Origin of the sequence: Devosia sp. WQ 349K1 (assembly GCF_016595685.1) — a bacterium.
Lineage (GTDB): Bacteria > Pseudomonadota > Alphaproteobacteria > Rhizobiales > Devosiaceae > Devosia.
The window spans coordinates 61,139-73,599 of record NZ_JAENGO010000007.1 but is presented as its reverse complement, the minus strand read 5'-3'; the positions used below and the strand labels follow the sequence as shown (position 1 = coordinate 73,599).

The following is a 12,461-nucleotide window of genomic DNA, read 5'->3' as shown; positions in this document are numbered from 1 at the left end:
CTAGGCTGCGACAGGCTTGGTGACCGCAGCGACGTCCACTGAAGCGTATCCGGCCTCAAGCAGCTGTTGTCGGGCCACAAAGGCTGACGTCAATTCGCTATTGCGACCAACAACTAGAACCACACGCCCCCCCACTTGCGCAAAATCAGCAAGCAAGGACTGCGTCTTCGTCTCCCCAGTCAGGACCACGACGATCTCGTAAATATCCGTCAGGGCTTCAATCAATGTAACTGGACGCGGTGAGGTGCGATCGAGACCTGCGTGGCGACCCCAAGACACTTCAGCAAAGCTGTTGTCGGCAGACTTCTGCACCACATCTCCGAAGCGCGCCTCCCCCAGAGTGAGATCGGACAGTCCCGGCGCCGCCGTAACCTTGCCAGACCCCGCATCAACCAGCGCCACACTTAGGCCTTTGGAAAGCGCATCCGCGACGAGAATTTCAGCAAGATGCTCGCCACCCTCCTCGGCTCCGTGATCGGTCAGCAGCAGAAGATTGGTGCGCCCCAAAACCAGGTCAGCAACGAGTTCGTCATAACGGATCAGCCCCTTGTCGACGGGCTCAACAACAGGCTCAGCCGCATTGAAACCAAACCGCTCAACAGACGCATCCTCTACAGGAGCAGGCGAAGCATCTGGAGCCCTGTTCTGGTCTGTCTCGGCAAGAATCTTGCGCACCATTTCTTTGACATTTGCCAGATCCACACCGCCGGACTGAGGTTTTTCCGCAGTTACGATGGTCTCATCATCAGAAGCGGCCCCAGCGAGAATTGGCTGTTGAAGCGTAGCGATATGCTCTACAAGATCGCCCGCGGTATTGTTACTGGGCTCATCGGACGGGCGGGCTTGTTGGCCCCAATACTCTGCAGCTGTCCGGGACGACACGACCGCACGACCGGACATCAACTCACCAAAAATTGCCCCGCCGATCTGGCAGAAAATCGACACAAAGGCGACCGCAGACATGATGAGCGCGGTCTTCGGCGCTGACGGCGAAGAGGACGCAGCAGCTGCGGTTACGACGCGCACGTCAGGCAATTCAGAATTGATGTCGACGCGTGTTGATGACGCGTTGTAGCGCAACAGATACGCTTCCAGTAGGTCGCGTTGCGACTTGGCCTCACGCTGCAGGCTATCAAGGGTCACGGTATCGATGGTTGCCGTCGACGCGGTGTTCTTGGCCGCTTCAAAGTCAGCACGCAGAGACGCTTCTTGGTCGGTGTAAATCTGCGCTTCGGCCTCTAGCGCGACGGCCATCCGCTGCGCTTCAGCACGGACCTGCGCATTGAGTTCGCCGATTTGAGCATTGAGGGCACGCATCGTTGGATGGCTACTGAGGAGCGTTGCGGAACGCTGGGCCAGTTCACTCTGAATGCGCGCCTTCTCTTGTGACAGCTGCTGCACGACGAGGGATGACTGAACGTCGACCAAGCTCTCAACCGGCTGGTTACGACCAACAACGTCACGGATTAGGGCAGCACGTTTTTCAGCATTGCCACGCTGCTCTTGTACTGCGCTGATCTGCGACGCGATGGTCGACAAACGCTGATCCAGCAGGCTGGTGTTACCCTGTCCGATGTAAAGATCATTAGCGACTTTGAAGTCAGCGACCGCACGTTCGGCCTCACCGACCGACATGCGCAGGCGATCAATTTCTTCAAGCAGCCAACCGGACGTCTCGACATTGTCGGATAGGCTCAGTCCCGCACGACGCTCGACATGCGCTTTCGCGATGGCATTGGCGATTTCCGCAGCCAACTGCGGATCACGAGACGATACTGTTATCGCGATCACAGCGGACTGAGGCTGCTGCGACACCGACAGGCTAGCAGAAAGAGCAGACAGAACCTGTGCATCAACGTTTTCTGGTGTTTCGGTGCGGCGACCGAGCTGCGGCAGCAAGGCACCCAGCTCAAAACCACCTTCTCCAGCGCCACTAAATTCTGGCACAGAGCGCAAATCCAACTCATCAATAACCCGCATCAGCGTGTCAGGTGACTTAATGAGCTGTATTTGATTTGCCACAACACCGGCCGGGTTCGTGGCAAAAATACTAAGCCGGGCATCACCCGAATTCTGTCCGGACGCACTCTGTCGCGGCTCCACAAGGACTGCCGCAGTTCCATCGTAAGTCCTTGGAACAAACATTAGAATTACGAATGTCACTGCGAGCAAAGCAAGTGTTAGCGCAATAATTCGCGGCAACTTCCGACCTACTGCAGAGAGCAAGCCAGCAACGTTAATTCGCGCATCGTCGATGACCGGTGACTCGTAAACCATTAGTGGACCCCAAATTCCTTATTGGAATAGAGCCCGTTACGATCAAAATTCAGTTAATCATTTCGCGTTTTTACTAACACCTACTCCGCGCTATCACTTTCTTAACCACGACAGAACATAAGTTCTACGACAGAATAAGTAGGGTTAAGATGCGCTGCGCTCTCATTATTGCATTAGTTTTGCCAGTTATGCTGGGCGCATGCACGACAACGCGCCCAACAGCCTATTCTGTTGAAACACGCGGCCCCTACCAACTAGACACAGGTGATACTGTTCGGGTGTCGGTTTACGGCGACCCCGAAATATCCAAAAGCTACCGAGTGGACGATAAGGGCGCCATTGCCTTCCCGCTTGTCGGCGCGGTTCAGGTCCGGGGCACCACAACAGAACAGGCGTCCAAGCGCCTCGCCTCGGCGCTCGCCAATGGCTACATGCGCAGCCCGGATGTGGCAGTTGAGGTCGAGCAATATCGCCCGTTCTATATTGCCGGCGAAGTGAAAACCTCCGGCCAGTTTCCCTATGTCTACGGCATGACAGTGCGCGCAGCGATTGCCACTGCCGGTGGTTTTACGCCCACCGCGGACCGAAACCAAGTGATCGTCTATCGCCGCCAGGCCGACAAGATGGGCCGTAGCCCAGTACCACTGGATTTCCCGATTGCCCCCGGCGACACGCTGGTGATTTCAGAGCGCTGGTTCTAAACAAATATTCGCACATAAGGAGCGTGCCAATGCGTATTTTGCAGGTGCTGCGCGCTCCGGTTGGCGGCCTATTCCGCCATGTCTGCGACCTTACTGAAGAGCTTTCGGCCAGAGGCCACGAGATTGGCATAGTCGTTGACGCCCTCGCCAGCGATGCTCAGACCGAAGCTAAGCTCAAAGCGATAGAACAGTTCACGAGCTTGGGCGTCTATCGCCATCCAATGCCCCGAGTTTTCGGCCTGGGCGATCTCAAGACACCGTTCGCGGTCAACAAATTGGCCAAACGCCTAAACGTGGATGTTATTCACGGTCACGGTGCCAAAGGCGGGTTCTACGCTCGTCTCGCCCGACTGGGCGGCAATAAGGCCCGCACCGTCTACACGCCTCACGGTGGCGTCTTGCATTTTCCGTCCACCTCGCGCTCTGGGCAGATATTCCACAAGTTGGAACGCGCACTCATGCGCAAAACAGATGCGATAATTTTCGAAAGCCATTTTGCGCTCAAAACCTACAGCGCGCTGATCGGAGCCCCCACCTGCCCGACGAGTGTTATTTATAACGGGCTACGCCCTGCCGAATTCGAGCCACTCGAACATCGCCATCCGCTGTCGGATTTTGTCTTTGTGGGCGAACTGCGCGAACTCAAGGGCATCTTCCACCTTGTAGAAGCACTGGCCCAAGTCCAGCGAGCCGATGACAGCCGACCGACCCTCGTCGTGGCAGGCGATGGCCCATCTCGGCCAGAACTAGAGCAATTGATTTCAACCCTCGGACTGACGGATCAAGTCCGGTTTCTGGGATCGCGTCCGGCTCGCGAGGCTTTTGCCCTAGGCGAGTGCGCAGTTCTCCCGTCCCTCGCTGAATCCCTACCCTATGTGGTGATGGAAGCAACCGCGGCGGGCCTACCGGTGATCAGCACCCGTGTTGGCGGAATCGCTGAAATATTCGGCCCCACTCAGGACCGACTAATTCCGGCTGGAGACACAACTGCCTTAGCTAACGCAATGCAGGCGCACCTAAACAACCCTCAGATCGAAATCAATGCGATGCACGCTCGTCGTAGCTATGTCTCTGAATTATTTACGTTAGATTCAATGACAACATCGATATTAAAGATCTATCAACCAAGCAAATAACTTCGACCATATCGATTCACACATTCGGTGATGTTTGTGGTCAATAGTACCCATAGAGCGGGTATTAATTCGATATGTTTCAGATCGACACGCAGTCAGCATTACATAATCAGGTAAGCCAGAGAGCACCATCTAGTGGCACATTATCGCCACGAGCAGAGGAACTCATCAGCGCACCTGCTGACGTGGGGTATTCAAGCACCGTTATTGCAGGCTTCGCGCAAATCGTCGAAGCACTCCTCTTGGTCACCATAGGCTCTGCGATCTACTGGAGCTATGTCGGCACTGGCCAAGAGAATTTCTATCTTCCGGTCATCCTCGCAAGCGGCCTCGTGGCAAACTTGCTCTTCAACATTGCGCAAACCCATCGCATCCGCGCCTATAGATCGCGATTTTGGCAACTGGGGCGTGTGTTGGCTGGCTGGTCCAGTGTCATCGCAATCTTGGCTATCGGGTTCTTCTTCTTCAAAGCGGGCGATCAGGTTAGCCGCGTCTGGCTGATGAGCTGGTGGGCCCTCGGCGGCATTACCCTCGTAGTCTATCGACTTAGCCTGCGTTCGTTGGTTCAACATTGGAGCGACGCCGGGCAACTCAAGCGTCGGACTGTTATCGTCGGCGGCGGACAAGACGCCGCTCAGCTGATCAACCAAATCCAAACTAGCGCCAAGTCTGACATTGAGCTTATTGGCCTATTCGATGATCGCGTTGACGATCGCTCACCAGATGAAGTGAGTGGATTTTATAAGCTCGGCCGTGTTTCTGATCTCGTGGAATTTGCCCGTCGCACGCGTGTCGACCTCGTGCTCGTCTCTATGCCGCTGTCCGCAGAGAAGCGCGTTCTCGACATGCTGACCCAACTCTGGGTTTTGCCTGTCGACATCCGACTCTCAGCACATATGAGCAAACTGCGTTTCACCAATAAGGCATATTCTTATGTCGGCGACCTGCCCGTGCTCGACATGGCGGACAGACCGATTTCAGACTGGAATCTTGTATTCAAATGGGCTTTCGACAAAACGGTCGCGATACTGGCGCTCATCGCGCTTTCGCCCATCATGCTCATCACCGCCCTTGCGATTAAGCTAGAGAGCAAAGGTCCGATATTTTTCGTTCAAGATCGACACGGCTTCAACAACGAGCTGATCCGCATCTACAAATTCCGCTCCATGCGAACAGACATGCTCGACGCCAATGCTGCGAAGCTGGTGACAAAAGACGATCCGCGCGTCACAAAAGTTGGCAAGTTTATCCGCCGCACCTCAATTGATGAGCTACCGCAGCTTTTCAATGTGCTCAAAGGTGAGTTGTCGATCGTCGGCCCGCGCCCCCATGCCCTACAGGCTAAAGCCGCGAACACGCTGTATTACGAAGCCGTGGAAGGGTATTTTGCCCGCCACAAGGTCAAGCCTGGCATAACCGGATGGGCTCAGATTAGTGGCTGGCGCGGCGAAACTGATACGCTCGATAAGATCGAACAGCGTGTGAACCACGACCTCTATTACATTGAAAACTGGTCGATCCTGTTCGACCTCAAGATCCTTGTACTAACGCCGTTCCGCCTCTTCTCGTCCGGGAATGCATATTAGGGCCTGTCGCGCTGCGATTAGGCAGCCCAGGACAGACCCAACAACGCCTAGCGCTAAGCTTCCCCGCCCTTGGGGACAGCCGACTGCCATAAAGGCAGGATATGGAGGCAGCTCAGGAGAGGAATAAGCGGCCTCTTGGGCGCTGATAGTCTCCCGATCCCACAGGACACGTGCCGCAGGCAAAAAGCGGTCAAGACGAGCGGTAGTGGCAAACAAAAAAACCGCTCAGCGAGGCTAAGCGGCGTATGAACTGTCATCATTATAATGGTCGGAGCGGCGGGATTCGAACCCACGACCCTTTGTCCCCCAGACAAATGCGCTACCAGGCTGCGCTACGCCCCGACTAAAAAATCTCATAAGGAAACAGGGGTTTTGGCGCAACCCCTAAAAACTCGGCGCATAGACCATTTGCGGAGTATCGGCAGGTTTTACACATCTCGGACACGAATGACGCGAACCGTTTGCCGTCTCGCAACTTGGGCTATCACCGATAGCGTTGGGCATGGGGGATAAGTGTTTTGCTCGCCTGCTAGATCGACTATGCTCAAACTCCCATACCTATCCGGAGGACTACAATGAAGAAGTTCGCACCAATCGCGCTTGTCGCTTTCGCTGCCCTGACAATGACCGCATGCACAACCACAGAGCGCACTGTGACCGGAGCAGCTGTAGGCGGTGCTGGCGGCGCATTGGTTGGCGGGGCCCTTGGCGGCTATACCGGCGCTGTCGTTGGTGGCGCTGGCGGTGCGGCTGTCGGCGCTCTGGTCGCCAACCGCTAATCGTCGACCTCTTCTTAGGGCCCTACCCTAAGCTAGTAAGCTAGGCTCGATCCAGGTGCCGAGGTATCCGGATTGAGTGACTTTTTAGAAGCCTAAGCGGCCCCGTCGCCCTGCTGCGCCAGTTACACTCTTGTGCTCTCTTGCATTCTCTGGCGCCCTCCCCTAGGTCTGAGGCATGCGGGATTAACCGCATAGTTCTCAGGGCGGGGTGAAAGTCCCCACCGGCGGTAAGGCTCACAAGGCCAAGCCCGCGAGCGCTTCCTTCGGGAAGGTCAGCAGATCCGGTGTGATTCCGGAGCCGACGGTCATAGTCCGGATGATAGAGAACGGGATTAGGTACCCAGATTGGGTATGCATGCCTTTGCGCGCGCATACCTGCTGTCGCCGCCCGTAACCCTGAGGAAACTGGTTACGGAAAGGACGACAATGAACCAGATTTCCTCCCCGACCCGAAATGCAGCCCTCGGCGCGATGTTTATGCTCGCTGCCTCGCTTGCTTTCGCAGGATCAAACACGCTTCAGTCTGTGTTGCCTTGGCAGTTTAACATGAGCTCCACAGGCATGGCCTTCTGGCAATATGTTATTGCCTCCCTGCTCGCCTTACCGCTGATCATGCGCATTGGCCTCCAAAACCTCAGAACACGACACCCGATGTTGCACGAGCTCCGCGCCTTTGTGTCGGCACTCGGCGTGCACGTGTTCGTCTACGGCTTCGCCTCCGGCGTACCGATCTGGCAAATGGTGACGCTGCTCGCTACTGGCCCCCTCTTTATCATTATGGGCTCGTACTTCTTTCTCGGGGAACGCGTCTCTGCTGCCCGCCTTGGCGCGGCGGTCGTGGGCTTTATCGGCGCGGTCATCGTCTCGGGCGTTGGCAGCGAAGGCTTCTCCGCACAAACACTGATACCCATTCTCGCTGCAGCCCTGTGGGCCGGTACAGATATAATCACCAAACACCTCGCCCGCGAGGAGAGCCCCGAAACGCTTACCATTTCGCTTCTGCTGCTGGTGACGCCCAACCATCTGGCAATCTTACTGATCGTCAATGCTCTCGGCTGGCTTGCCCCGACAGTGCTGCCTGCGGGACTGGCCACTGGCTTCCCGTTTGCATTGCCTGAAGGTTTTGGCCTGCTCCTGCTTTTGCTGCTCGGCGCACTCACCGCTGCAGCGAACTATCTGCTAGCCTTTGCCTATCGCAATGCAGACGCTACCTATCTGCAGCCTTTTGGAGACCTCAAGGTGCCGCTTGGCGGATTGATCGGCTGGATCGCTCTAGGACAAGTGCCGTCTGGCTACTTCTGGATTGGCGCCCTTTTGATTGTTGGCGCATCGGTGTTTATCTATTGGGTCGAACGCGACAGCACCCCAAACAGACTACAAACAGCGTAACACTTGCGTAATAAATGCTGGAGCATTGGTTGAGGGCCTTGTACTAAGGCCCTCAATGTTTTTGAGAGGGGGCCAGATGGCGCTGAAAGAAAACGACGTCAGCTTTTTTAGACCGATGTGGATACGCGGCGGTATCTCCGTGTTCCTTGCGATTTGGTTAGGCTGGGAACTGCTCTATACAGGCGACATGTTCTGGGCCTCTATCGTCGGCGTAGTTCTGATCTACTTCGTATGGAATTTCTTCGTCAAATTCCCAAAAAACGACGCTTCGCCCCCAGAGACGGCACCGACAGAGACCACTCAAAACGACGAAGAGCCGCGCTAAGCGCGGCTCTTCCGTATTCATTGCGTGACTGATTTAGTGTTCGCGAGCCCGCTCAAGGATACGCTTGCACTCGAGCAGTTCGCGCAGAACCTCTGAAAGCTTATTGCGCGAATCTTCATCGAGCTCAGGGCTAGCCGACAGCACGGCTTCTTCAAGCTCAGCTGCATCTCCCGCAGCTTCCGCCTCTTCAATCAACGGCAGTATCTCATCAAGCCCTTTGCCCTCGCCTACGGCGATGACATAGCGCGGTCCTTGATCCTTGAGGATCTTTTGGACGCCTTTGATGGTAAACCCTTGATCGTAGAGCAAATGGCGGATGCCGCGTAAAAGCATCACATCTTCCGGCCGGTAGTATCGCCTGCCACCACCTCGCTTTAGAGGCTTGATGGTAGCAAACCGAGTTTCCCAGAACCGCAGTACGTGCTGCGGTAGATCCAGCTCTTCAGCTGCCTCCGAAATCGTGCGGAACGCGTCGGGCGACTTATCCAAAACAGCCGGTCCCCTCGTAAGAAAGCCTTACTCTGCAGAGGAAACCATAGACTTGTTGATCTTGGACTTCAACACGTTGCTCGGTTTGAACACAAGAACCTGCCGAGGCAAAATCGGAACCTCCTCGCCCGTCTTAGGATTACGTCCGATACGCTCGTTCTTCGAACGCACGTGGAACGACCCAAAGGACGATAGTTTGACGTGAGAACCGACGACCAAAGCGTCTGAGACCAGCTCAAGCACTCGTTCGACAAGCTCAGCAGATTCCGTCCGAGATAGACCCACAGAACCATAAACTGCTTCGGCCAAATCGGCGCGCGTAATAGTCTTCTGCGACATAGCACCCCCAAAATCCAACGGACTGAATGTCCGTACCCAGTATCGAAAGCGACGAGACTGCTGCGCCCTTTGGCACAACGAATACTGCCCAGTCAGGAACACATCCCAATACTGCCCATTTTGCGGCATAAGCACGCTCAAGGCATTGGATCCTTCTCCCCGAGGGAGACAGTAATGCCTTGAACAGCTTAACGTCAATGCATGTCAGATATTTACCAGCGAATGAGCGAAGCGCCCCAAGTAAATCCGCCACCCATTGCTTCGAGCATCACCAGATCACCCGGCTTAATACGGCCGTCTGCGACGGCGACACTCAATGCGAGCGGCACAGACGCAGCAGAAGTATTGGCGTGTTGATCTACAGTGGTCACAACCTTCTCTGGCGCCAGGCCAAGCTTGGCCCCAGCACCATCGATGATCCGCTTGTTGGCCTGATGCGGCACAAACCAATCAAGGTCGTCGGTCGTGTAGCCAGCCTGTTCCAATGTTGCGTACACAACGTCGGTGATCTTGCCCACGGCGTGGCGGAACACTTCTGGACCCTGCATGCGCACGTGGCCAGTGGTGCCTGTCGTCGATGGCCCACCGTCGACGTAGAGCTTGTCCCAGTGCTTGCCATCCGAACGCAGAGCAGACGCTAGGATACCACGCTCTGGCTCGCCCTCAGCCAATTCGACGCGCTCCAGTACGATAGCGCCTGCCCCGTCCCCGAAAAGGACGCAGGTGGTGCGATCATTCCAGTCGAGGAGGCGGGAGAAGGTTTCCGCGCCAATAACCAGAACACGCTTGGCCATGCCCGACTTGATATAGGTGTCAGCGGTTGTCACCGCATAGACAAAGCCCGAACACACGGCCTGGATATCGAATGAAAAGCCGTGGCTCATGCCCAACTTCATCTGCACCAGCGAGGCCGCCGATGGAAACGTATAGTCAGGCGTGGTGGTCGCGACGATGATCAGGTCGATATCGTCAGGCGTGAGCCCTGCATTGTCGAGCGCCGCACGTGCAGCCGCAGTCGCGAGGTCAGATGTAAACTCACCTTCCGCTGCAATGTGGCGCTTCTTGATACCAACGCGCTGCTGAATCCACTCGTCCGAAGTGTCCACACGCTTAGCGAGATCTTCGTTCGTGACAGCGTTTGCAGGCAGATAGCTGCCGACACCGCGGATGATGGATCGTACTCTGGTCACGCCGATTATGCCTCGGTTTCTGTAGGCAGAGAGGTCTCTGTCTTGTTAATGGGGAAGCGCTGCAAGGTATCGCCAACTTTGTCCATCAGGCGATTGCGCGCCATGTCATAGGCAAGGCCGAGAGCACTCTTGTAGCCGACTTCGTCAGTACCGCCGTGGGATTTAATGACCACGCCGTTAAGGCCGAGGAACACGCCGCCATTGACGGTACGTGGATCCATTTTGCGCTTGAGAGCGCGCAAGGCAGAGGACGCGAATAGCGCACCAATCTTGCTCATCAAATTGGCGGTCAGTGACTGCTTGAGATAGGCAGCGACCTGACGAGCAGTACCTTCAGCAGTTTTTAGCGCGATATTGCCAACAAAGCCTTCGGTGACGACAACGTCGACGGTGCCCTTGCCGATATCATCGCCTTCAACGAAGCCATGATAGGTGAAGCCATTGCCGCTCGCCTGAGCGAGGATTTTGCCAGCATCCTTGATAGAATCCAGGCCCTTCACCTCTTCAGTGCCAACGTTGAGCAGGCCCACGGTCGGGTTTTCGGAATCAAACAGCGCACGCGCGAGTGCCGAACCCAGAATGGCGTAGTCTACCAGCTGCTGAGCGTCAGCGCCGATGGTCGCGCCCATGTCGAGAACGATGATGTCCGAGCGCACTGTCGGCCAAATAGCTGCGATACCAGGACGGGAAATCCCTTCCATCGGCCGCAAGCAGAAGGTCGACATGGCCATAAGAGCACCGGTGTTACCACCTGAAATGGCAACATCGGCTTCGCCGTCCTTAACTGACTGAATTGCCTTCCACATGGACGACGTGCCGCGCCCCTTGCGGAGAGCCTGGCTTGGCTTTTCGTCCATCGCGATCACGGTTTCGCACGGAACGAGTGTCGACGCGGCTTTAAGCGCAGGAAATTCTTCAAGGAGCGGAGCAACCTGCTCCTCAATGCCGTGGAAAATAAAACGCGTGTTCTTGCGCTCTTTCAGCGCCAGATAGGCACCGTGGAGGACCGCGCGGGGCGCGTTATCGCCGCCCATAGCGTCCACGGAAATAGTTATAGTATCGTTCATTTCAGCCTGTTATCTGGCCCGCCGGTGGGGCGAGCAAACATATCCCAAGATGGGGTCGACGCAAGCCCTTCACCCTAGGACTTGTCTGCGTCCTTCTTCAAGGCTGCGAGCTTAGCAAAGGGATTTTCTTCCCCTTCGTTCTGCAAGTTTAAGCTCTCGACGGTTTCACCCGGGAGACGCGGATAGGGATCGAGCGCAAGTGCAAGAGTTTCAAGCATCAAAGCGCTCAAATCGACCTCAGAGCCATCGATGTGATCTGGAAATTCGTCATCTTCAAGGTCGATGAACACTTCCGAGCCTGGCGCAGCAGGTTTTTCACCCTTAGCTGCAGGCAAAAACACGCGATCGATAGGTTCACGCAGCTTTTCTTCAACCGGATCCTGGCTGATGATCGAGGCTTGCTGGACCACTGCATCCACAAAACCCTGCGCGCGTAACCCGCCGCGCAATGGCACAACGGTCAGCTCGGCAACAAAACGATCAACGGCGAGTATTTTTAGCGACTCAGCAATTGCAGCGCGCTGCGCTTCGTCGGCGTTGACGTTAACGGAACGACCAGACGCTGGGAGCTTATCAAGACGCACAATGGCGTCGAAAATTGGCTCGTCTTGGATAGTCATAATTTAGGCTCCAAAAGTCAGCTTACCGCCGGTTATGTCGGAGGTGCTCTGCGCCACCAGTGCTTGGTCTTGTGCCAGCACATAAGTCGCAAGAGCCGAGACATGTTCGTCGGTCGGCTGGTCATAAACGTTGCGGGCAAGAACGGCCTTCAAGGCTTCCTTATCGCCGCTATCGATGGCGGTATTAAGGGCTGCTAAGAGCCCAAAGAAGATGTTCCCCATCTTCTGAATTTTTTTCGGTATACCGATATCCGTCACGCCCATTTCGCGCAGCGAGCGATCCATATCCTTAAAGAAGAGATCGAATACGGCCTGGCTAAACGCCTTGTCAGATTCGCCGCCCGCGCGCAGACGGCGGAAAAGCAGGGCCATGTGCAGGCTGATCATGTCGAAACGGCCCGTAACTGTGTCAGCTACACCCCATTCGGCATAGAAAACAGGCTGCCGGGATTGCGCCACAATGGCGTTATAAATCGCATAAACTGGCTCTGTAGCGGAGTTCTTGCGAAACAAGGACATAATCATGGGATTGCGCTCGGCGTCGGTATGGGTCAAACACAGGC

Annotated in this window: 13 protein-coding genes, 1 tRNA gene and 1 riboswitch; of the genes, 6 read left to right on the top strand and 8 right to left on the bottom strand. The window is 55.7% G+C overall.

Annotated elements, in window-relative coordinates:
- The gene (locus JHL21_RS14360) at window positions 1–2,277 is read right to left on the bottom strand and encodes a GumC family protein (RefSeq protein WP_200214210.1); all 2,277 of its coding nucleotides are present in this window, start codon (window positions 2,275–2,277) and stop codon (window positions 1–3) included.
- A 149-nt stretch (window positions 2,278–2,426) separates the two neighbouring features.
- Here JHL21_RS14360 and JHL21_RS14355 point away from each other — a divergent pair, with 149 nt between their 5' ends.
- The 3 genes from JHL21_RS14355 to JHL21_RS14345 all read left to right on the top strand — a co-directional run bounded on the left by JHL21_RS14355 (window position 2,427) and on the right by JHL21_RS14345 (window position 5,700).
- A complete protein-coding gene (locus JHL21_RS14355; RefSeq protein WP_210338917.1) occupies window positions 2,427–2,978 on the top strand; it encodes a polysaccharide biosynthesis/export family protein in 552 nt (183 codons plus the stop codon).
- A 29-nt stretch (window positions 2,979–3,007) separates the two neighbouring features.
- The gene (locus JHL21_RS14350; protein ID WP_200214208.1) at window positions 3,008–4,114 is read left to right on the top strand and encodes a glycosyltransferase family 4 protein; all 1,107 of its coding nucleotides are present in this window, start codon (window positions 3,008–3,010) and stop codon (window positions 4,112–4,114) included.
- A 185-nt stretch (window positions 4,115–4,299) separates the two neighbouring features.
- Entirely contained in the window at window positions 4,300–5,700 is a 1,401-nt protein-coding gene (locus JHL21_RS14345; RefSeq protein ID WP_367948201.1) for an undecaprenyl-phosphate glucose phosphotransferase, read from the top strand.
- A 265-nt stretch (window positions 5,701–5,965) separates the two neighbouring features.
- On the opposite strand, the gene JHL21_RS14340 is transcribed toward JHL21_RS14345, so the two are convergent.
- Window positions 5,966–6,042: transfer RNA gene (locus JHL21_RS14340), tRNA-Pro, on the bottom strand.
- Window positions 6,043–6,275: 233 nt separating this feature from the next.
- On the opposite strand from JHL21_RS14340, the gene JHL21_RS14335 reads away from it, so the two are divergent.
- From JHL21_RS14335 to JHL21_RS14325, 3 genes are all read left to right on the top strand, one after another.
- A complete protein-coding gene (locus JHL21_RS14335; protein ID WP_169196103.1) occupies window positions 6,276–6,479 on the top strand; it encodes a YMGG-like glycine zipper-containing protein in 204 nt (67 codons plus the stop codon).
- A 190-nt stretch (window positions 6,480–6,669) separates the two neighbouring features.
- A riboswitch (FMN riboswitch) is annotated at window positions 6,670–6,811 on the top strand.
- A gap of 94 nt (window positions 6,812–6,905) precedes the next feature.
- A complete protein-coding gene (locus JHL21_RS14330) occupies window positions 6,906–7,868 on the top strand; it encodes a DMT family transporter (RefSeq protein ID WP_200214203.1) in 963 nt (320 codons plus the stop codon).
- Window positions 7,869–7,944: 76 nt separating this feature from the next.
- Entirely contained in the window at window positions 7,945–8,193 is a 249-nt protein-coding gene (locus JHL21_RS14325) for a hypothetical protein (protein WP_200214201.1), read from the top strand.
- 33 nt (window positions 8,194–8,226) lie between these two features.
- Here the strand turns inward: JHL21_RS14325 and JHL21_RS14320 are convergent, their stop codons facing one another.
- The 6 genes from JHL21_RS14320 to JHL21_RS14295 all read right to left on the bottom strand — a co-directional run bounded on the left by JHL21_RS14320 (window position 8,227) and on the right by JHL21_RS14295 (window position 12,423).
- On the bottom strand, window positions 8,227–8,682 hold the full coding sequence (locus JHL21_RS14320; RefSeq protein ID WP_169196100.1) for a MerR family transcriptional regulator: 456 nt from the start codon (window positions 8,680–8,682) through the stop codon (window positions 8,227–8,229).
- Window positions 8,683–8,709: 27 nt separating this feature from the next.
- Window positions 8,710–9,021, bottom strand: coding sequence for an integration host factor subunit alpha (locus JHL21_RS14315; RefSeq protein WP_169196099.1), 312 nt, complete (start codon window positions 9,019–9,021; stop codon window positions 8,710–8,712).
- A gap of 212 nt (window positions 9,022–9,233) precedes the next feature.
- A complete protein-coding gene (locus tag JHL21_RS14310) occupies window positions 9,234–10,211 on the bottom strand; it encodes a beta-ketoacyl-ACP synthase III (RefSeq protein ID WP_169196098.1) in 978 nt (325 codons plus the stop codon).
- Window positions 10,212–10,216: 5 nt separating this feature from the next.
- Complete coding sequence (plsX, locus tag JHL21_RS14305; protein WP_200214200.1) at window positions 10,217–11,278, bottom strand: phosphate acyltransferase PlsX; 1,062 nt, start codon at window positions 11,276–11,278, stop codon at window positions 10,217–10,219.
- A gap of 74 nt (window positions 11,279–11,352) precedes the next feature.
- Window positions 11,353–11,898, bottom strand: a complete 546-nt coding sequence (locus JHL21_RS14300) for a DUF177 domain-containing protein (RefSeq protein ID WP_169196096.1) — start codon at window positions 11,896–11,898, stop codon at window positions 11,353–11,355.
- A 3-nt stretch (window positions 11,899–11,901) separates the two neighbouring features.
- Window positions 11,902–12,423, bottom strand: coding sequence for a ubiquinol-cytochrome C chaperone family protein (locus JHL21_RS14295; RefSeq protein ID WP_200214198.1), 522 nt, complete (start codon window positions 12,421–12,423; stop codon window positions 11,902–11,904).
- Window positions 12,424–12,461 lie beyond the last annotated feature (38 nt).